Origin of the sequence: Vibrio sp. 10N.222.55.C7, from assembly GCF_041473335.1 — a bacterium.
GTDB classification, from domain to species: domain Bacteria; phylum Pseudomonadota; class Gammaproteobacteria; order Enterobacterales; family Vibrionaceae; genus Vibrio; species Vibrio crassostreae_C.
Genome location: NZ_JBFRSC010000069.1, coordinates 30707 through 51801, shown reverse-complemented (window position 1 = coordinate 51801; position 21095 = coordinate 30707). Strand labels below are relative to the sequence as shown.

Annotated in this window: 19 protein-coding genes; 1 reads left to right on the top strand and 18 read right to left on the bottom strand. The window is 36.9% G+C overall.

What is annotated here, in order from left to right; translation table 11 throughout:
* Positions 1–123: 123 nt before the first annotated feature.
* Positions 124–2001 (top strand): nucleoside-diphosphate sugar epimerase/dehydratase, encoded by a 1878-nt coding sequence (locus AB4482_RS21865; RefSeq protein ID WP_171732255.1) that lies wholly within the window; start codon positions 124–126, stop codon positions 1999–2001.
* Here AB4482_RS21865 and AB4482_RS21860 read toward each other — a convergent pair.
* From AB4482_RS21860 to rfbB, 18 genes are all read right to left on the bottom strand, one after another.
* Complete coding sequence (locus AB4482_RS21860) at positions 1985–3124, bottom strand: glycosyltransferase family 4 protein (RefSeq protein WP_213864834.1); 1140 nt, start codon at positions 3122–3124, stop codon at positions 1985–1987. The two genes, AB4482_RS21865 and AB4482_RS21860, sit on opposite strands and share 17 nt — an antisense overlap.
* A 106-nt stretch (positions 3125–3230) precedes the next feature.
* The gene (locus AB4482_RS21855) at positions 3231–5411 is read right to left on the bottom strand and encodes an FkbM family methyltransferase (RefSeq protein ID WP_171732257.1); all 2181 of its coding nucleotides are present in this window, start codon (positions 5409–5411) and stop codon (positions 3231–3233) included.
* Between the two features lies 1 nt (position 5412).
* Complete coding sequence (locus tag AB4482_RS21850; protein ID WP_171732258.1) at positions 5413–6723, bottom strand: glycosyltransferase; 1311 nt, start codon at positions 6721–6723, stop codon at positions 5413–5415.
* Between the two features lie 12 nt (positions 6724–6735).
* Positions 6736–7266, bottom strand: coding sequence for a D-glycero-beta-D-manno-heptose 1,7-bisphosphate 7-phosphatase (locus AB4482_RS21845; protein WP_171732259.1), 531 nt, complete (start codon positions 7264–7266; stop codon positions 6736–6738).
* Positions 7263–7940 carry a nucleotidyltransferase family protein gene (locus tag AB4482_RS21840; protein WP_171732260.1) on the bottom strand — a complete coding sequence of 226 codons (678 nt, stop codon included), beginning with the start codon at positions 7938–7940 and terminating at the stop codon, positions 7263–7265. Before AB4482_RS21840 ends, AB4482_RS21845 begins: the two co-directional genes overlap by 4 nt.
* A gap of 4 nt (positions 7941–7944) precedes the next feature.
* Positions 7945–8532 (bottom strand): SIS domain-containing protein, encoded by a 588-nt coding sequence (locus AB4482_RS21835; RefSeq protein WP_102306737.1) that lies wholly within the window; start codon positions 8530–8532, stop codon positions 7945–7947.
* Positions 8520–9551, bottom strand: coding sequence for a hypothetical protein (locus AB4482_RS21830; RefSeq protein ID WP_372181671.1), 1032 nt, complete (start codon positions 9549–9551; stop codon positions 8520–8522). The genes AB4482_RS21835 and AB4482_RS21830 overlap by 13 nt, the downstream gene beginning before the upstream one ends.
* A 12-nt stretch (positions 9552–9563) precedes the next feature.
* Entirely contained in the window at positions 9564–10592 is a 1029-nt protein-coding gene (locus AB4482_RS21825) for a GDP-mannose 4,6-dehydratase (protein WP_372181670.1), read from the bottom strand.
* Positions 10593–10594: 2 nt separating this feature from the next.
* Entirely contained in the window at positions 10595–11440 is an 846-nt protein-coding gene (locus AB4482_RS21820) for a sugar nucleotide-binding protein (protein ID WP_372181669.1), read from the bottom strand.
* Entirely contained in the window at positions 11430–12824 is a 1395-nt protein-coding gene (locus AB4482_RS21815; protein WP_372181668.1) for a hypothetical protein, read from the bottom strand. The genes AB4482_RS21820 and AB4482_RS21815 overlap by 11 nt, the downstream gene beginning before the upstream one ends.
* A 116-nt stretch (positions 12825–12940) precedes the next feature.
* Positions 12941–14416: an MBOAT family protein gene (locus AB4482_RS21810; protein ID WP_372181667.1), complete on the bottom strand. Its 1476-nt coding sequence runs from the start codon at positions 14414–14416 to the stop codon at positions 12941–12943.
* A gap of 14 nt (positions 14417–14430) precedes the next feature.
* Positions 14431–15402: an ABC transporter ATP-binding protein gene (locus tag AB4482_RS21805; RefSeq protein ID WP_372181666.1), complete on the bottom strand. Its 972-nt coding sequence runs from the start codon at positions 15400–15402 to the stop codon at positions 14431–14433.
* Positions 15399–16172, bottom strand: coding sequence for an ABC transporter permease (locus tag AB4482_RS21800; protein WP_171732266.1), 774 nt, complete (start codon positions 16170–16172; stop codon positions 15399–15401). Before AB4482_RS21800 ends, AB4482_RS21805 begins: the two co-directional genes overlap by 4 nt.
* Entirely contained in the window at positions 16169–17029 is an 861-nt protein-coding gene (locus AB4482_RS21795) for a glycosyltransferase (RefSeq protein WP_171732267.1), read from the bottom strand. The genes AB4482_RS21800 and AB4482_RS21795 overlap by 4 nt, the downstream gene beginning before the upstream one ends.
* On the bottom strand, positions 17026–18156 hold the full coding sequence (glf, locus tag AB4482_RS21790) for a UDP-galactopyranose mutase (RefSeq protein ID WP_171732268.1): 1131 nt from the start codon (positions 18154–18156) through the stop codon (positions 17026–17028). The genes AB4482_RS21795 and glf overlap by 4 nt, the downstream gene beginning before the upstream one ends.
* Positions 18153–19109: an NAD-dependent epimerase/dehydratase family protein gene (locus AB4482_RS21785; RefSeq protein WP_171732269.1), complete on the bottom strand. Its 957-nt coding sequence runs from the start codon at positions 19107–19109 to the stop codon at positions 18153–18155. The genes glf and AB4482_RS21785 overlap by 4 nt, the downstream gene beginning before the upstream one ends.
* Positions 19109–19978 (bottom strand): glucose-1-phosphate thymidylyltransferase RfbA, encoded by an 870-nt coding sequence (gene rfbA / locus AB4482_RS21780; RefSeq protein WP_102311749.1) that lies wholly within the window; start codon positions 19976–19978, stop codon positions 19109–19111. Before rfbA ends, AB4482_RS21785 begins: the two co-directional genes overlap by 1 nt.
* Positions 19978–21063: a dTDP-glucose 4,6-dehydratase gene (gene rfbB, locus AB4482_RS21775; RefSeq protein WP_171732270.1), complete on the bottom strand. Its 1086-nt coding sequence runs from the start codon at positions 21061–21063 to the stop codon at positions 19978–19980. Before rfbB ends, rfbA begins: the two co-directional genes overlap by 1 nt.
* Positions 21064–21095 lie beyond the last annotated feature (32 nt).

Here is a 21095-nt window from a genome sequence, read left to right as displayed (position 1 = left end):
AAACTACTGGGTGACACATAACAATCAATTACAGGTAGCTTACCGCACTCAACGACATTAAAATACAATCTAAAAACTATAACTATCAAACTTAAGAAGCTCAGTGGCTCGCTAAGGAACACCATGATCAGACCAATACATATATTGCTTAATGCCAAACGCAAGAACAAGCGTTTCATCAGTATTGGCTATGATATTTTCGCTATCGTGATTTCACTCTATTTAGCCATTGCCTTAAGGCTTGGAAATGCATTTTTTGCAGTCGAAATAGAGGAGCTAATAACTCTTTTTATTACTGTTTCAATCACAATTTATAGCTTCGTTAAATTAGGAATGTACCGAGCGGTCTTACGCTATATGATGCTACCAGCCGTTGGCAACATTTTCTTTGGGGTTATAATATCGACCCTAGCTTTAATAATGAGTGGCTTTTTTTTCCACTCATTCATACCTAGAAGTGTTCCGTTTATATATGCTGGTTTAGCAACCCTGACGTTAGGTGGCCCCAGAATACTAATCCGTTCGATCTATTATCACTGGTTTAAACGCCAAAAACCCAATGTATTTATTTATGGCGCAGGGGCTACAGGCCGCGACTTAACGTATGCTCTCATTCAGGGTGATGAGTACAATCCAGTAGTATTACTTGATGATGACCCTACAAAGTCAGGTCAAATATTATTTGGACTTAAAGTCCATCACCCAAGCGATTTCGAGCACCTTCAATCATTATATCAACCCGTAAAGCTGCTTTTAGCTATTAATGGGATTAATAAAGGTGAGCGCTTGAGGTTGGTTGAAAAGTTATCACACTGGCCAATCGCAGTGCAATCTGTACCATCAGTCGAAGATATTGCCGCAGGAAAAGCGACAGCAACTGACGTAAAAGATCTTGATGTTGCAGATTTACTTGGGAGAGCAGCAGTTGACCCGGACAAGCAACTTTTGGCACAAAATATTTTCAATAAGAGTGTTATGGTTACTGGCGCAGGGGGCTCTATTGGATCTGAGTTATGTCGTCAAATAATGTCACAAAAACCTAAAACACTCGTATTGTTTGAGCTAAATGAATACAACCTTTACAAAATCGATCAAGAGTTAAACTCAACAAAAATCAACTTAAAAAGCGAGACTCAAATCGTCGCGGCTCTTGGATCCGTCCAGAGACAGAATCGGTTAGAAAAGCTGATGACCGCTCACGGAGTTGAAACGGTTTATCACGCTGCTGCTTATAAACACGTCCCTTTAGTTGAAGATAATATTGTTGAAGGTGTTCGTAACAATGTGTTTGGAACACTTGCTTGCGCTGAAGCTGCAATCCAAACAGGTGTGAAGAACTTTACTCTCATTTCGACAGATAAAGCAGTAAGACCAACTAACGTGATGGGCGCAACCAAACGCATGGCTGAGTTGGTTCTTCAAGCATTGGCCGATAAGCAAAATACCACCACTTTCACAATGGTACGCTTTGGTAATGTTTTGGGCTCTTCTGGGTCTGTTGTTCCACTGTTTAAAAAGCAAATAAAATGTGGCGGCCCTGTAACCGTAACTCATCCAGATATCATTCGCTACTTTATGCTTATACCTGAGGCAGCTCAGCTGGTTATCCAAGCTGGTGCCATGGGTCACAACGGACAAGTATTTGTTCTTGATATGGGTGAACCCGTCAAGATTCTAGACCTTGCAAAACGCATGATTCATTTGATGGGTATGCAAGAGCATGTCGAGGGCGATTCTCAAGAAGGCGATATATCTATAAAGTTCACAGGATTACGTCCAGGAGAAAAACTTTATGAAGAGCTTTTGATTGGAGATAATGTGGAAGGAAGCGGCCATCAAAAAATCATGACGGCCAAAGAACAGATGCTAACTTGGAATGAGATGCAGCCTCTTTTGGAACAACTCGATGGGTGTTGTCATAACTTTGATGAAGAATGCATTATGACGATTCTATTAAATGCACCAACTGGTTATAAACCCAACTCTAACGACCAGCACTAATACTAATCTCTTCATAAACCTTGAGAGTTTTTTCAAAAACCATTTCTTGAGAAAACTCTTCTTCAACTTTTTTACGCCCTTGAACGCCAAACTCAAGCGTTTTTTCATCACTCTCCAGTAAGATGCGTAAACAGCTAGCGAGTGATATAACATCCCCAGGCTTCGCCAATAAACCATTAACGTTATGTGATACTATTTCGCGACAGCCGACAACATCTGTCGTGATTACCGCTCTTTGGCAAGAAGCTGCCTCGATCAAAATACGAGGTACCCCCTCACCATAAGTCGTAGGTAAACACACTATATCGTTTTCTTTTATTAGCTTAGGCATATCTTGCACGTTGCCTAACCAATTGATATCTCGGGAACTTGCCCAAGCCTTCACTTGGCTTAGAGGTATAGCAGAAGAAACATCGTTATCAATAATTCCTGCAATATTGAGCGTGAAACTCAACCCTTGCTTTTCTAGCTCATGCTTTGCTCGAACTAGACACTCCAACCCCTTTTCTTTTAAAAGCCTTGCACCAAACAAAACGTTTTTATTTAAGGGAGCTAATGAAGGGGAAAAACGAGCCAAATCAATTCCAGCCCCCTTGATCACGCGACCATTATGATATTTTAAAATACCGAGCTCACCAAATAACTCAAAGTCTTCGTTATTCTCAAAAACAAAGCGAGAGCTTGAGGAGGATATAAAGCGATAGAGATTAGCAATTATAAGTTTTAATAATTTGAACTTCATAGCATTAGAACTAAACACAGCCCCTAAGCCAGTAACACTGTAAACAATTGGTTTTTGGTAAAAAAATCTATTTAGTAAACCAGTATATATATTAGGCTTGATTGTTACACAATGTATTAAGTCAGGTTCAATACCATCTAGTATTTTTTTAAGCCTATAAGTACTAGTTATCTCTCGAAAAAAATTTACACTTTTTCTTTTGACAGATAATTGATGGCAAGTAAAGCCTTTAGAAACTAATTCGTTCTTGATAGCATCATTTGAAAAACTGCTAACAATATGTATATCAAAACCTAAGGACTTAAAATACTCTGCCCGCTCTAACCAATGAAGTCGGAAATACCAGTCAACATTTATTACATATAATATCTTCTTACTCATAACTCGCCATAAAAAAAACACTAGTTAAAGTTAACCAGGTAACATTTGAAGTAAAAATAGAGTTAAGGGAGAACCTTAGTTCTCCCTTAATGTCATACCTAATTCACTACCAACAAACTAACATATATTCGTAGATTAAATCTTTTTCTGGCTGTAGGTGAACCAGCTTAAATTGATAGTCTAAGTCCAATTCCTTTACGAATCTCTTACAATCAAAGATTTGCTCTGGCTGAAGCCAGAGGTGGTAGACAGATATCAGTAATACAGGTTTATTTTTCCTAATAGTAGCCTCAGCTCCTTTCAGGGCATTTAATTCAAAACCTTCCACATCAAACTTAATTAAGCCAACATCACCATTTTCGTATTCAGAGCTAACAAGTGCATCAATACTAACTGATTCGACCTTAATACTGCCTTCAGAGCCACCTTCAACAATACACGAACCGACACCATCATCACCAACCTTTCTCATTGAAAGTGTTTCTACTGTCTCGCCGACAGCAATATTACGAGGTTCAATAACATCCCCCAAATATTGCTCATTTCGTTCAAGGTTCCTTTTTAGACAATTATAGTTATCAAGCATTGGCTCAATTGCAACGACCTTTTCAAAACCAAAACCTGCAAACATAATAGCTGTATCACCTACCCATGCCCCACAGTCCAAAGCCAACTTACCTTTAAATGTCTCTGGAATTGAGTCAGGAAGATACTTAATACCTGACTTAAAATAATTCGTAGCCAACGTTATTGGTAATTCGGCTAGATCTAAATGAGCATAGTCAAGCTCTTGCTTATTCATAATAACTTCGAGGTTAGAAAGAATAAGCCTATCTTCATCGGTAAACAAAGTCGTTGAAAGAGGGAGCTTGAGCTCTAAGCCTTGATGTTCAAAGTAAGGTAATATTTCGTAAAGCCCAAACAGCTTTCTTTCATTAAGAAGGCTAAACTCATCGAGCCCCTCTCTAAATTCGTCTCTGAGCATCGAAATTCGCTTCTCATTAGCTCGAATATAGTAGTGAAACTGATTTGTTGGTGCGACCATCAAAGTAACGCTAGGGTCAGACCTCTTACTATCGTAAAGATCTCGCTGTGAAATGAGATCAGAAACCCTGTCTATTTGTGTTGAAAGGTGGCCATATTCAAGTTCGTTGATACGCGATACCAACTTACCAGAATTCTTAGTGATAACGGAGTTTAATGATGAACTCAAGGTAGCAACAACCGGGTCAACAATAAGTTTATTACATATCAAACGTGCCTTCTCGACTAATTTACGTCGTATTGAAGCTGTCTTTTGTTTAACAGCAACTGTTTTTTCCGATATGAGGCTCTTATACAGAGGTAACACGTGATTATAATAATAGTCGTTGGTATCTGGAGAAAACGATGCGTTATCAACGTCAAAGCCGTCTAATTTAGCCTCATCGAAAACTGAATTCGCCTTGGCCAAATACTGCTTCAGACCTTGGTCCTTGAGTCGCGAAGCATGGAAGACCAAATCAAACATATGATGAAAATAGAAAGCCTGTACGAAAGTAGGAAAGCGACCACTTTCTACTAGGAACCTTTTAATTACGTCATAATTACCAAATGAAATTAGAGCCTTATCAGAACTCGCACTTGATGAACCTTCATTTAAAACACGATAGTTATATACTGGAACATCTAGAAGCGTTATTTCATCGACAATAGAATATGCAATAAACTTAAATGGCATATCCTGATAAGATGCACCTGGACTTTCATAAAATCTTATTAAATTCTCTTCTAAAAAGTCGCGCTTATATAATCCAGTCCAAATAGAAGATTCTAAAAGGAATAACTCTACAGATTCACTTGGTACTACTCGACCAATATTATTTTCATCAAAATTAGTTAAGTGCTTAAGAGATTGAGTGTTCAGAACTCTGTCATTTTGTATACGATTAAAGGTAGCTTTAACGATAGGATTAGGTACAAGTTGATAAGCTTCTACAAGGCGCTCGAACATGTCTAACTCGATCCAATCATCAGTCTCGACAATTGCAATAAAGTCTCCGGTAGCAATACTTAACCCAGAGTTAATTGCCGCTCCATAGCCAGCATTTTCTTTGTGAATAGCTATAACACGATTATCCGCACCAGCATAATCATCAATAATTTCATGGCAGGAATCTGGACTCCCATCATTCACAATAATAACTTCAAGATTTTGATGACTTTGAGCTAAGACACTGTCTAAACACTGTGGTAATGTATCTTCTCCTGCATAAACGGGAAGAATCACTGATATTTTGTATTCCATACTATTCATAACTCTTAAGAACTGCCTTTAATGTTGACTCTAGATCGTATCTATCATTGAATGCTTCAAAAACTCTTTGACTGTCTTTTGCCATAGAGGTCAGACTACTTTTATCTAGTAGAGATATAAATTCAGCACACTCATCTGCCGACTCTAATTGGTGATAGCTTTTTGAAGTTTGAATACCTTCCATACCTGCTTTAGTTGACACTAATGGAGCCCCAAAAGATAACGCCTCTAAACATTTAACTTTCATCCCAGACAACAACTCATCAGGGTTTACTATGAGATCACATGATGCATAAAATTCTTCCAAACTCTCGCAAAAGCCCAAGACCTTTACAAATTTTGGTAACTCTAGTTCATCTAAAGCACCACATATAGTGCCCGTCACATTCAATCTTATATTGTGCTCCCTTCTAGATAAGCTCTCTATCAGGTTCTTTATCGCAACAACATTCGGGTAATGTCCTGACGCCATAAAGCCAACAACAAGCTGAGAACCTCCTTGAGGCGTATAATCTAAGAAGTTCTTTGGTATCATAGGGGGTTGCACAATCACGTTTGAAGATGTTGTGTCTCGGAAGTACTCACCCTCAGCCTCTTGAATCGCTATAATGTAATCAGATCGAGAAAGCCCAATTGATTCTTCACTTTGTGAAGTCGAAAAATAGAATTTATCTTCAGCAACACCTATATTACTCATTCGGGAATTTCGGTTTGCGAATACATCATGCGTATCTAACATAATAACTGCATCTTTATTTACCGCAGTTGAAAGTTTAGAAAGGAAAACATAATTGATCATCGCAACATCAAATTGATTAGTAGCAGAGAGCGCGCCCACAAACTGCATTGCTCTGTCATCGACCCAATCATCAATACCGTTACCATCTGCGATTACTTGTTGGTTAACATCTCGCTTAAGTTGACCAAATTTACCACCTATAGCTTTTAAATTATAAGTATAATCCCATAAGTCATTATTTGAATCCCAAGGAGAATCATTATAAATCACAGTATGTATTGAATAGCCTAATTTCTTCAAGGCTCTTATTTTAGAGTCGCAATTTTTACCAACAGCGTCAGAGCCATAAAATGGCATGACTACTAATGCATTTTTTTTAGAGTGAGACTTAATTATTTTAGGTAGTACCGTTGTGTCTTCAGGCAGTTTCTCTACGATATTAAGTGCTTTTTTTAATAATCGCCTAAAGTAATATGAATTCACTAGTTTAACAAACAGCCCCCATACCCGTCTTCCGACTCTAGTGTGATAACATTTAACAAAGAACAGCTTAATTCGATTCAAAACAAGACCTTTTTATAATGGAATAGAGAGTAAGTTTGGGTATATATCATATTTAGTGTAATGTTTTAGTTCAATCTCGTGACCAGTTTCGACCATGTATACTTTTGACAAACCAAATTTAATCCCAGCTAATACATCGCTTTCTTTATCACCAATCATTATAGATTCGTTCAAATCAACATCATATTTAGTCGATGCCAATTCTAACATGCCAGTGTTAGGTTTTCTGCAACGACACCCAAAACTAAATTCAGCGACAGAACCTTCTTTATGGTGAGGACAATATAAGATATCCAAAACCTCTATTCCATGTTTAGATAATTCTTCCTGGTACCACTTTGTAAGAATTTCATAGTCATGAACGGTATAGTATCCTCTTGCAATACCAGCTTGGTTCGTCACAATAATGATTTGAAAACCATGCTCAATCAACCGCTTCATACCTGAAATACAGTTCTCAGTAAATTCAAAATCCTCTATTCTGTAGAGATAATTAATTTCTCGATTAATTACACCGTCGCGATCTAGAAAGGCAATTTTCATTTGAATTTCTCGCACGCTTTATGATAATCCTCAGGAATACCTATATCAATAAAATATGTTTTACTTGTATAAGCCTTAAATACTCCATTAAAACCTGGTAAAAAGTCCGTTTCAAATGAGAATTTATTTTTCGAGTAATTTTCGATAATATTTTTATCGAGAAGATAAATTCCACTATTGATAATTCCGTTCCCGCCAGGCCCTTTCTCAACCATTGCTAACACATTATTATCACGGTCTAGCTTGAGACTTCCATACCGACTTACGTCATTGACCTCTACACCAGAAATTAGCAATTGAACATTTTTAGAGCTATTAATAAACGCGTTATAATCAAGCTCGCAATACGTATCACCATTTAAAACTATAAACTGTTCACTTTTCACTTTACTGGTTGCAAGTTTTATAGCACCGCCAGTACCAAGCGGTTCATCTTCAACTATAAAATCTACATCACAACTAACTGGATTATCTTTCTGCACTTGATCAATGATGTAGTTAGCTTTGTAGGAGAGTGACAGAATGATTCTTCTTACACCTTGTTCCTCTAAGTACTTCATTAGTCGATAAAGAAATGGTTGCCCAGAGATATCCACCATTGGCTTAGGTAACTCGCCACTAATTGTTTTCAAGCGGGTTCCAAACCCTCCAGCTAAGATAACTACATCATGCATAAACTTACTCTTCCGTTTTAAATATAACTTCTTCAACAATCGCACAGATCATATGACCGATACATATATGACACTCTTGTATGTAAGGAGTCACGGTAGAAGGTACGTTAATAGAGTAGTCAACCATATCCTTTAACTTACCGCTTTCGCCACACAATGCAACGCTTGTCACACCTAAATCTTTAGTTAGATTCATAGCATTAATTATATTTTCAGAGTTTCCTGAGGTACTAATCCCAATAAAGATATCCCCGCTTCGGCTCTGTGCTTGTAATTGTCGAGCAAAAAGTTTATCGAATCCGTAATCATTACCAATTGCCGTCAGCATAGATGTATCCGTTGTTAAAGCTAAAGCAGGCAAACCAGGTCGATCAAAAAAGAATCTACTCACAAATTCAGCGGCGATATGTTGCGCATCAGCAGCACTACCACCATTACCTGCTATAATAACCTTATTACCGTTACGATATGCTTCGATAATTAAATCTGCAACTTTAGAAACTTGAGCTAATACTTCATTTGAAGAAATTAACTTTTGTTTAACTGAAATACTCTTGTTTAAATAGCTATGGATGTATTCTAGATTGTCCACGAATATGCTCCCTCTTCGACAAATTGGAATTTATATACTTGACCACCAAATTGCTCAAGCTTACGTTCTACTATATTTTTCTTTTCTGGCTGAACAAATATCATCATAAAGCCACCACCACCTGCTCCAGACACTTTCATTGACTTGGCACCGATATTGAATATTTCATTTTCAATATCTTGGATCATAGGGTTCGTTATTGAAGATGACGTTTTTTTCTTACTTTCCCATGCATCAAGAAAATCAGCAGCCATCGCATCAATATCTGATTTCAACAAATGCTCTTTAATTCTGTAAGCAGATTGCTTTACACTATGCATAGCTTCAAGCTTAGAGTCTTTGTCCTCCTCTAAAGACTTGATTTGGTCATCTATAATTTTAGCAGAGTCACGAGATGTTCCTGTAAAATAGAGTATTAAAGATGATTCAAGTTCATTCACAATATAGCGGCGAATTCTCAATGGGTTCACCACTACATGATTCTTAGCATAGAACTCCATGAAGTTAAAACCACCAAACGTTGCTGCATACTGGTCTTGTTTTCCACCAGAAAGGGAACAATCAACTCGTTCGATACTAAAGGCCAACTGAGCTAAGTCGTACTCACCTAGAGGCAATGAGTATAAATGAGTAAGCCCTTGAAGCATTGAAACAACGACGGTTGAAGATGAACCAAGACCACTGCCTGCAGGAGCATCTGAGTGAGTAATAATTCTCAATGGCTTTAACTCTCCACCGAAGTAATCATTCATAACTCGAAGATATACAGCGCGGTGAAGCTTGAGTTTACCTTCTAACCCAAACTCATTTTGACTCAAGTCTATCTCTTCGCTAATCCCTAAATCAACAGCTTCAAAATAGACTTTATTGCCTTCAATTTCATCATCGACATATGCATATGCGTACATATTAATGGTCGCATTGAGTACGCATCCGCCATATGTGTCACTGTAGGGCGACACATCAGTCCCCCCTCCGGCAATTCCAAGGCGTAAAGGCGCTTTGCTTCTAACTTTCATTAATATTTTTTCCTAACGATTTAAAGGAATACGACCAGAAGAGATTTCATCACGCCAATGCTGTAATAAATCTTTGAACATATCTGATGTAGCAATTTCCGGCTTCCAATCAATAAAATTTCTGATCTTAGTGTTGTCGAACATCTGATAATCGGCATCAATAGGACGTAAACGATCTGTATCTGTTACAACTTCTATATCATTGCGAGTACTAAAACCTAATAATATTTCAATAACTTCAGGAAGCTTAAATGCCTCTTCACCTGCAATATTGAATGCCTCACCACAAGGCACGTTGCCCTTTTCGCTCTCGAGAGCAAGAAGGTAATACGCTCTAACCGCATCTCTAGCATCTTGGAATGTCCTAACACTTGCAAGATTACCAAGCTTTAATTTAGGCTCTTGATAGCCTGCTTCGATAAGGGCTATTTGCTTTGCAACAGTACTCTCAAAAAATACATCACTTCGTCTCGGACCTGTATGAGTCCCCATACGCGTCACAAATGTCTTAATGCCATATGCTTCACCGTAAAACTGACCAAGGTAGTCAGTACCAATCTTACTGATACTATATGGGCTAGCGCCATGAAATTGTGATTCCTCATTCAAAGCTTCACCAACTTTTGCTCGACCATATACTTCACTAGATGAACAAACATGCACCACAGGATTGTAACCGTCTGCTGCTTTTAACTTGCGAACACATTCAAGTAAGTTAGCCGTACCGATAATATTGGTCTGTAGAGTCTCAATAGGGATATCAAAAGAAGTCCTAGGAAAGGACTGCGCTGCTAAATGAAAAATAAAACTAGGACGCTTTGAATCGATTAGCTCATAAAGAGATGCAAAGTCATTTAAGTCAGCGTACTCAACAGAAACACGCTCCTTAGAATTGATCTTTTCTGTCAGTTGATAAATGTTGTCCATAGGCTCCTGCCAACGCATCATTCCAACGACATCGTAATCTGTTTCATTCAAAAGATAGTCGGCAAGCTGTGAGCCTACTTGCCCGGTAAAACCGGTAATCAGAACGTTTTTCATTTTTAATTGTACTCCTTGATAGATTCTTTATACGATTTTGCGGGTCTCTTTAAAATCGCATCTAAATATTTACTTTCAGTATTTATTCTCTTAGGTCTGCCCTTCCAAAAGCTAACTGGAGCGTCCGTAAAAGAATAGGTTAAATTTGGATATTTTTGGTCCGCGAATTCTTTCACTATATCCTGTCGACTCACAAGTTGATGGCCGGAGAAATTTACAGTTCTGGTTTCTATATCATTCCAGTTTACAATGATATTTTGTATACCTAATAACACGTCATCAAGTGAAATAACGTTTCGTTCAAATCCGTCAAAGACATCAAGGTTTTGCCCTGTATCTGCATGATCACCTATCATCAGAGAAAATTTATCATCTTTGGCTAAAACATATGAAAATCGAACAACAAAGAAATTCTCATTGCCTTTAAAACTCTCTTCAACTTGAGATTTCATCTTCCCATATTGACCAAACGGTTTCGTTTCACAGTCATCAAAGCACAGTTTATTAGCGGCTCCAAACACTGCATCACTCGAGGAAAATATCACTTTTACGCCTTTGGCAATAAGCTTGTCGATGAGAAGGATCGTATTAGTTACATTAATACTATAAGCTTGATCAAATTTCTTTTCACACAGGTCAGGGGAGGATATAGCCGCAAGAAAAACAACAACATCATCTTTTTGGACTCTAGAAAGTAAATCATCAAAGTTGTTACTTGATAGGTCTAAAGACACATCACAGTTAGTTCTTCCGACGGTAAACTTGTTAGAAAAATCTAAATATTTGTATAAATAATCTCCAACAAAACCTGAAGAACCTAGTACATATACACTCTTATCAAATTTCATTTAATATCATTCCTGTTAACGCAAAATTCAGTTCTCGATTATCACTAGAGTCACTAATTTCAGATGGTACATATATATTACCAAATTTAAATTCAATAGAAACAATATGATCATTTATAAGTGACTTTGGAATATTAACGACATCAGAATTAAGATCAAAATCACCTAAAACAGTGCCATTTACAATAACAGTAGTTGGCTCTTTTACAATGTAGCTACCGGAAAACGATAATGCTACATCCCCAGGCTTTCTGATCTTAAATTGAATAGTGGAGGCATAACCTTGACTCCAAACACCCCACTTTTCATTATCGTACCAACCAGAACGAAGGCTTTCTTTCAATTCATTCGCGGTATATTTTTTCGATAGCTCAAATGTTGGCAAATAATTTGTATCTTCCAGCTTTAGTATCGTCTTTCTAAGTTCACTTACGGCGAATCTCAAAAAGTCATTGGTGCCAGTAGGTTCAAAAACTCCATTATTCTTTAGAGCATTAATTACGTCTAATGTTCTCTTATCAGCGCAAGTAGACTTTATATGATATGGTGTATTAACAAAACAACTTTCATCATAACGACTACTATATGGGTCATCAATTAGATAATCGATATCAAATTCTGATGCTACCAACTTTATTCTTTCAACATATTCTTCAAAGCTATTGTCAATGAGTTCACTATAACAAGATACGTCATTTTTGGAAGTAACATTAGGCCAAAGTAAGTAAACGTTGATGCCCTGCTTTTTAAGTGACGAAATTTCACTCAAATTATTAATAAAGCGCCTGCTCGGGTTAACATCAGACATATCTGTTGTACCAAATAGGTATTCATCACACTGATAAAGAGATGTCTCCCTGTCACCGTTTGGTATTCTATCATTTGAAATAATACCACCATAAGAGACTCTATCGTCAATCAACAGCGTATTTTTTAATGCTTCATAAGATGTCAAATATTTACTATCATTATAAAAGTCTCTTTTAAACACTCCTCTAAGGGATGAAAAAAAGTAATTAAAAGGCATATCTTTAAACACGAACTCTACTTTTTTAGAAAACGGCATATGCTTGTAATAATATCCAAAACCAATAGGATAATTAAACATCACGTCCAGATAACTTGAAGGGATTGAGTCGCCATAAGTATAATGATTCCACTCCAGTGGAAACAATATCGTATCACCTGGTTTTGCTAATTTTTTCAAGACATTGATCTTATGCGACAGGGGAAAGCCACCATTATCACCCAAGTTAACTGTAGGCACATTGAGCTTCTTCGACATTGCTTCCGCATTAAAACCATAAGTCGCATTAGAACCTGCAACAATAAAAATTCTATTTTGATTAGTTTCTAGTTCAGAAAGGTAGTACTTCAATGCCACACTGTACTTACCAGAGTGTCTATCTGTGAGATAAAAGTCTACTACAAAATAATACGATACCAAAACAACTGGTACCATCAGTAAAACTGTGACTATCGATCTTATTGGGTTCATAATTAAAAATTAAAGTATAAGAATTTAGGAACGGAAGCATTAATAGTAACGGCGTAGCTGACAAAAATCATTATGCTAATAAACGCACAACTTCTGAATGAAAGCTGTTCTCTTTTTACAAGTAAATCATAAGCATTTCTTTTTTTAGCAAAAGTCAATAGCAATATAATTCCCGTTGTAATAAGCAAGGTATCATTATTATCATTTAATAGCGCACCCAAACTTTTCAGAATTATCGACTGATTGTATGAGTCTCCAATCAACGCTGTTAGCGATAAGCCGCTGGAAGTGTAGTTAAACATGCTTTGTAGGATATCCATAGCAGATGAAAGGTCTTCAGCCCTAAAAAATACCCAAGTAATATTTACAAACATGAAAGTAATTAAAATAGCTAAAACTCGAGGAAGCTGGAACCTTTGGCTTTTTTGCCACTGTCGGTGGCATACTAAAGCTATACCGTGTAGCAACCCCCAAATAATAAAAGTCCAACCGGCTCCATGCCAGATCCCTCCAATTAGAAATGTTAACACTAAGTTTCTACAAACAACGGCTTCGTTACATTTACTTCCTCCAAGCGGAATATAAACATAATCCCTCAACCAACGAGATAAAGTCATATGCCACCTACGCCAAAAGTCTTGAATGCTCAAAGCACGATAAGGGGAGTTAAAGTTCTGGGGCAATACGATATTGAAAAGCAATGCTATACCCACAGCCATATCCGAATAGCCAGAAAAATCATAATACAACTGTAGTGTGTACGATATCGAAGTCATCCACGATGAATAAAAGTCGAGGCTTATTGTGTTCGCATATCCTATATCAGCTATAGTTCCGAAACTATCTGCGATAACAATTTTCTTAAATAAACCGACCGAAAATATTTGTAACCCTAAAACCACATTTCCTATGATTAGGTTTCGATTGGCCTTATTTTCAAACTGTGGCATCATTTCATTATGATGCACAATTGGTCCTGCAATGAGTTGAGGAAAAAATAGTACAAAAAGTGAATAATCTGCAAAGTTGTATTTTGAGCACTTTTCTTTGTAGATATCGACCAAATATGCTATTTGCTGAAATGTAAAAAAGCTAATAGCTAAAGGAAGAAGAAGATAAAGTAAAGAAATGTTCACACCAAAAATACCATTGATATTTTCAATAAAGAAATCATAATATTTGTAGTAAATCAAGCTAGATACATTCGCTACTATACCTAAACTAATCATTACTTTCTTTTTCTTTACTTTACCTAGTTTACTTGCTGACCTTATGCCTTCACCAATAAAATAATTAAAAATAACAGAGATTGCAATTATATAAAAATAGCTTACATTCCAATAAGAATAAAAGAACAATGACGCTGCTATTAAAAATAGCTTTGCAGAAAAAAAGCTTACAAATCTAGAGAAAAGAAAGTAAAAAATTACAACTACTGGCAAGAAGAAGAATATAAATTCCGGTGATGAAAATATCATTTTGCGATGCTTACCTAAACAGAAATAGAGATGTTGAAGTTAATTTTTTTTTGGATACCATCATGGACCACTAGTGTGTAGTTCGTATCATAAAAAATTCGCATCCAAAACGTTTTAACACCTGCATCTAGCGATTGAACATCATCAGGATCAACGAAAAATTCTAACGATTTCAAATTATTCTTATTAAATTCTATATCTGCATACTCTTTTGAGACATTTATATCTCCAATTTCTAATTCAACCACATCTGGATTAGCATAATTTGAAAAAGCTAAGCCATAGCTAGTTAACTTCATCATCATGTTATATTTTATATATACAGAATCGCTACTACCTTCAGCTATAACAACACCATCCTCGATGCATACCAACCTATCAGAAAGCAATCGCAATTGAGCTTCATCATGGGAAACTATTATCACAGTAGTATTAGATTTTATTTTTTCCTTAATGCTGCTTTGAGCCTTTTCTGCAAATGTCACATCACCAACACCAAGAACCTCATCAATAAGTAGTACCTCTGGAGTTGTATACATAGCAATAGAAAAGCCTAACCTTGCTAGCATACCCGATGAATAATTCTTAATCGGCTTTTCATAAAACTCTTTTAGCTCTGAATATTCTTTTATATCATCAATAAGATTCTTAATATGTGATAATCTATGTCCAAGCAACATTCCACTAATTATAGTATTTTGCCTTCCTGATAAATTAGGATCAAAGCCAGCTTGTAGTGCCATTAATGAAACGCTTTGTGTGTTAATATGAATATTACCACCATCAGGTTTAATAATTCCAGCCAAGATTCTTAGTAATGTTGACTTTCCCGCACCATTACGGCCAATGATGCCTAATGTCTCACCTTTAAATACATCAAATGTAATATCTTTTAAGGCTGTGTGTTGATCATAAGAAAAAAGACTAGTTCTTTCCTTATAGATAACACTAACGTTTTGTAATTCTATGGCTTTATCAATAGTCATTTTTGTACTACTCTCGGCAAGATATATTCTAGTTTTTTAAAAGCGAATAAACATACCGAAATAATGGTTAAAGACAATATGATTACATATAACAACAGGTCCAAATTAGGAACTGTTTTGTACATTAATACATCGCGATATGAACTTAACATAACCGCCATTGGGTTTACGAAAAAGATCTTTGACTCCATTGCAGGTATATCTCTATAGTTAAAGAAAATACCAGAACAGAACATCATTATTTGCAATCCTGTTTCAATCACAAAGGAAAAATCCCGAACAAATGGAACTATTAATGAGACGGCTAATGAGAACGCTACTATAAGTAATAATTGAATTAAAACTATAGGAATAAACCAAAGCAAGACTGAGTTGTATTCATAACCATAAATTAGTAAAAATACGAAAAGCAATAGAAACACTAGGATTTGTTTTATTGCATCTTGTAATATGAAAGTTAAAGGAAAGAATATCTTAGGTACATGTACCTGACTCATCAGGTACTTACCTTGTATAATGCTTCCCTGAGCGTGACTCACGCTACGCCCAAACCATATCCAAGGAATCAATCCAGTTAGCAAAAAAGGGACATAATCAGGCCCACCTTGCTTAAGCAAAAAAGAAAAAACTAAATAGTAAATAGCCATTTGCAATAGTGGCTCAATAATCCACCATGCATAACTAAGGTAATTGATCGAAGCTTCTGACTTTAAATTAAGCTTGGCTTTTATCCATACTAGCTCTAAAGTTCTAAAGGGCATGCGGCTCATAACGAGTTTCTCTTAAATAATGCTTTAAAAAACACATTCAATTTCATTTTTTTAGCAAAGATGGAAAAGTAATAAATATGAACTAATAACGGATAAATACCGAAAATACCATTAATTTCACGATTAAACCTCCTACTATTCTTTAGAATATAAGAAAGTCGAAATTCATCAAATTCTCTACCGATATCATCCACATCATGAGTTACAATTAATTTATCTTGATAGTAGCCATTTAAGCTCATTTTTTTGGACAGTCTATGAGTAAATGTCAGATCATCGAAATAAAGAAAGTAGTCAGTTGGTATTAACGATGAGTATTTGAAAATTCCGTCATTGTAGATTGTTAACCCAATAAAACTAGCGGCTTCAATTGAACCACTTATCTCACCAAAGTTTCGACGATTTATCAAAAATTTTAGACTTTTCTTTATTGAACTAGGTACAAAGTTCATCGGTCTATTCATATTTAGTCTAATTTTATTCTTATTGATAACTTGAGGAGCTAAATAAGCATAATTACTCCCAAGGTTCTTATAAGAACTTTTGATTTCATCTAAAAAATCTTCACCAAAAAAGGCATCATCATCTAAAAACGTAATGACAAACTTATCATATTTTTTTTCTAGGTGCTCAAGACCAGTAAAAAAACCAAATGAAGCCCCTTTATTCTGATCAAGCTTAATTACACTAATTCTAGAATCCTTTTCTGAAAATTCGTCTAAAATATCCCGTGTTAACGATGATGAATTATTATCAACAACAACTATTTCGTCCAAAGAGGTGCGTAATAGTTGTTGGATTGAGTCTTGCAACTTTTGAGTCCGATTATAGGACACAATCACAACTGTAAATATCATATTCCGCTTTTTAGACAATAATTTTCGAAGCACTCAATCGCTTCCTTAATACATACATCCATATCAAGATAACGATAAGTCGCTAGCCGGCCAACAAAAGTTATATTCTTTTCTTTTTTCGAGCGTGCTTCATATAAATTCCAAACATCATCTCCCGATACGTGTCGAACTGGGTAATATGGAATGTCACCATCCTCACACTTTTTGCTGTACTCTTTATACATGACACTTTTTTCATGCTTTTCCCACGGAGTGAAGTATTTATGTTCCGTAATTCGAGTAAATGGGACATTTTCATCACAGTAAGACATTACAGCACAACCCTGGTAATCATCTTCACTATAAAATTTTTCGAACTTTAAAGTTCGATATTCTAGCCTACCAAATTCGTAGTTATAAAAGTGATCTATAGCTCCTGAGAAAAATACATGTTCATAGCCCTCTTCATCTATGAGTTTATCCACATCTTCTTTAACTAACTTAACATTTAACACTAACTCAATATTAGGATGATTTAGCATATTCTCAAAAATAGCAGTATAACCATCTCTTGGAATACCTTGGTATTGATGTGAAAAGTAGTTATCATTGTAATCAAACCGGACAGGCAAACGCTTCAATACAGATGCAGGAATATCTGTAGGATCCATCCCCCACTGTTTTTTTGGATAGCCGTAGAAAAAAGTTTTATATAAATCATCACCAACAAATTTTACAGCTTGCTCTTCAAATGACTTCGGTGCCTGGATACTCTGGTCACCTTTCGACTCAATTAATTGCTTAGCTTCTGTGGGAGAGAGAGCAGCTCCATAAAACTGATTTATCGTGTGAAGATTTACAGGTAGTGAGTATACCTTTCCGTTAGCAGTTGCCTTCACTCTTGTTATGTAAGGTTCAAAATCTCCCCACTTGTTAACAAAATCCCAAACCATTTTATTATCTGTATGAAAAATATGTGGCCCGTAGACGTGGACATTTATGTTAGTTTTTTCATCCCTCTTATCGAAGCAGTTACCGCCAATATGTGCTCTATCATCTACTACTTTTACCTTCACTCCCTTTTCGGCGAGCAACCTTGCGATTGTAAGTCCACTAAAACCTGAACCAATGATTAGTATTTTTTTCATTTTTTCTTCAACTTATGAAATTTAATTAGTTTTTCAATGCCACATGCGAGGCTAACACTAGCCTGCCAATCTAGCTCTTGCTTAGCCCTACTCACGTCTAACTTAACACTATTTTCAATATCAATAGATTGGTCACCCAGCTTTTTTTCTACACTGGTACTCATTTTTTGCTCAATCATATTGATAAGTTCAGTTAGTGAGGTCGGAACTCCCGAACCTATATTAAAAGCCTTTTGTTGTCCCTTATATTCAATCACCTTTATAAAAGCATCTGTAAGATCACCAATATAAACATAATCTCGCTTATTTTTTAGCGAACCAACTATCGTCAATGGTAATCCCTTCGATACCCTATTTAAGAATATAGGTATAACTCCTTGGTTCCCCTCTAAGTTTTGCTCTTCACCATAAGGGTTTGAGATCCTGAGGGATACCGCCTGCTTGTCATACTTTTGCGCAAGATAATTCAAATAAACTTCTGTAGTAGCCTTATTCACCCCATATGAAATGTTCGGGTTGTATCCATCGCTTTCGTGAAACACTTTATCCGACTGTCCGTAAACCGTTCCGCCTGATGATGCAAATATGATTTTTTCGCAGCCACTCTCATAAAGACTTCTAAATAAGCGAGTATTCGCCAACATGTTGTCTAACAGATCTTTATCTAAGTCCGTTTCTGACGCTGATGGAAACATTGTCGTCGCTAAATGTATAGCCGTCTTTACATTGTTTGAATCTATAATTCTGCTCAGTTGCCCTTTATCGATAGCGACTTCAAGGTAACTAAGCTCAAGCCACTTGAAATTCTTACTTAACTCAGGCAAAGAATCAGGTTTCCCTACAACATCTAAGGCAACTGTTGGTATATTGTTATCTAGTAATTTGCGAATCAACGCTTTACCAACAAATCCGGCGCCACCAGTAATTAACACTCCGTTATGTTGTGATTCCATTAGTCACCTTTAGCTAGATTAATGATGTATCTACCGTAGTCGTTTTTACTCATAGGAGTAGCATTCTTGATTGCTTCTTCCTTAGATAGCCATCCATTTCGTAAAGCAATTTCCTCAAGGCAAGCCACTTTCAATCCTTGAACATGTTCAATTGTTTGTACAAAAGAAGACGCTTCATGAAGGCTCTCATGTGTACCGGTATCTAGCCACGCAAAACCGCGACCTAGTAGCTCAACGTTCAATGAGCCATCGTTTAGGTACATCTCATTAAGGGTCGTTATTTCTAGCTCACCACGCTCAGATGGCTTCACTTGCTTTGCCATTTCAACCACACGGTTATCGTAAAAATATAAGCCTGTAACTGCATAATTTGATTTTGGCGTTGCTGGCTTTTCTTCAATAGATACCGCTTTCATGTTTTCATCAAACTCAACAACACCAAAACGCTCCGGATCTTTCACTTGATAACCGAAAACCGTTGCTCCAGATTCTCTTGATGCCGCATTTTGTAAGGTTTGTGAAAATGACTGACCGTAGAAAATATTATCTCCAAGGACTAAACACACACTGTCATCACCAATAAACTCTTCACCAATGATGAAAGCTTGAGCCAACCCGTCAGGGCTTGGTTGAATTGCATATTCAAGGTTAATACCAAAATCAGAGCCATCACCTAACAAACGCTTGAAACCCGCATTATCTTCCGGCGTAGTGATAATCAAAATATCTTTAATACCAGCGAGCATTAATGTAGAAATCGGGTAAAACACCATTGGCTTGTCATAAATCGGCAACAGTTGTTTCGACACGCCACGTGTAAGTGGATATAAACGTGTTCCTGAACCACCTGCTAATACAATACCTTTCATTATTTATCTCCTGCCATGACACCTAGACGCTCACGTTGATAACTACCATCTTGTACGTTTTGACACCACTTGGCATTGTCTAGGTACCATTGAACTGTCTTACGAAGACCTGTCTCAAACGTCTCCTCTGGCGTCCAACCCAATTCACGTTGCATCTTAGATGAGTCAATGGCATAGCGACGGTCATGACCAGGACGATCTTGAACATACGTAATTTGCTCTGCGTATTTGCTCCCTTTTGGTACTAGAGCGTCAAGGATTTCACAAATCGTGTTCACAACTTCAATGTTTTTCTTTTCGTTATGGCCACCAATATTGTAAGTCTCGCCGACTTTACCTTCGGTAACTACTTTGTAGAGCGCTCGAGCATGGTCTTCTACGAACAACCAGTCACGAATCTGGTCACCTTTACCGTAGATAGGAAGGTCTTTTCCTTCTAGAGCATTCAAGATGACAAGTGGGATCAATTTTTCAGGGAAGTGGTATGGGCCATAGTTGTTTGAGCAATTAGTGACGATAGTTGGCAGGCCGTAAGTACGCAACCATGCACGCACTAAATGGTCACTTGATGCTTTTGAGGCAGAGTAAGGGCTAGATGGCTCATAAGATGTCGTTTCCAAGAACATTGGTAGCTCAGCACCTTCTGGAACCTCATCTGGGTGAGGCAGGTCACCATAAACTTCATCAGTAGAGATATGATGAAAGCGAAAATCTGTTTTTACATGATCTTCAAGATTATTCCAGTATTCGCGCGTGGCTTCTAGTAGCGTGTATGTACCAACTATATTCGTCTCAATAAATGCTGCAGGCCCAGTGATAGAACGGTCAACATGCGATTCAGCGGCTAAGTGCATTACCGCATCCGGTTTGTGCTCAGCGAACACTCGGTCAAGATCTGAACGCTTGCAAATATCCACTTGCTCAAATGCGTAACGTTCGCTCGAGTCCACTTCGATAAGAGATTCTAAATTACCTGCGTAAGTCAGCTTATCAACGTTTATTACGCTGTCAGATGTATTATTTATAATGTGACGTATAACTGCTGAGCCGATAAAACCAGCGCCACCGGTGACTAATATCTTCACAAAAACTCCTAAAATAAAGCTTTAAAACCAAA

Excerpts from the sequence above, each read along its gene's own strand:
- AB4482_RS21865 (WP_171732255.1), top strand. The coding sequence starts at position 124 with ATGATCAGACCAATACATATATTGCTTAATGCCAAACGCAAGAACAAG.
- AB4482_RS21860 (WP_213864834.1), bottom strand. The coding sequence starts at position 3,124 with ATGAGTAAGAAGATATTATATGTAATAAATGTTGACTGGTATTTCCGA.
- AB4482_RS21855 (WP_171732257.1), bottom strand. The coding sequence starts at position 5,411 with ATGGAATACAAAATATCAGTGATTCTTCCCGTTTATGCAGGAGAAGAT.
- AB4482_RS21845 (WP_171732259.1), bottom strand. The coding sequence starts at position 7,266 with ATGAAAATTGCCTTTCTAGATCGCGACGGTGTAATTAATCGAGAAATT.
- AB4482_RS21840 (WP_171732260.1), bottom strand. The coding sequence starts at position 7,940 with ATGCATGATGTAGTTATCTTAGCTGGAGGGTTTGGAACCCGCTTGAAA.
- AB4482_RS21830 (WP_372181671.1), bottom strand. The coding sequence starts at position 9,551 with ATGAAAGTTAGAAGCAAAGCGCCTTTACGCCTTGGAATTGCCGGAGGG.
- AB4482_RS21825 (WP_372181670.1), bottom strand. The coding sequence starts at position 10,592 with ATGAAAAACGTTCTGATTACCGGTTTTACCGGGCAAGTAGGCTCACAG.
- AB4482_RS21820 (WP_372181669.1), bottom strand. The coding sequence starts at position 11,440 with ATGAAATTTGATAAGAGTGTATATGTACTAGGTTCTTCAGGTTTTGTT.
- AB4482_RS21810 (WP_372181667.1), bottom strand. The coding sequence starts at position 14,416 with ATGATATTTTCATCACCGGAATTTATATTCTTCTTCTTGCCAGTAGTT.
- AB4482_RS21805 (WP_372181666.1), bottom strand. The coding sequence starts at position 15,402 with ATGACTATTGATAAAGCCATAGAATTACAAAACGTTAGTGTTATCTAT.
- AB4482_RS21800 (WP_171732266.1), bottom strand. The coding sequence starts at position 16,172 with ATGAGCCGCATGCCCTTTAGAACTTTAGAGCTAGTATGGATAAAAGCC.
- AB4482_RS21795 (WP_171732267.1), bottom strand. The coding sequence starts at position 17,029 with ATGATATTTACAGTTGTGATTGTGTCCTATAATCGGACTCAAAAGTTG.
- glf (WP_171732268.1), bottom strand. The coding sequence starts at position 18,156 with ATGAAAAAAATACTAATCATTGGTTCAGGTTTTAGTGGACTTACAATC.
- AB4482_RS21785 (WP_171732269.1), bottom strand. The coding sequence starts at position 19,109 with ATGGAATCACAACATAACGGAGTGTTAATTACTGGTGGCGCCGGATTT.
- rfbA (WP_102311749.1), bottom strand. The coding sequence starts at position 19,978 with ATGAAAGGTATTGTATTAGCAGGTGGTTCAGGAACACGTTTATATCCA.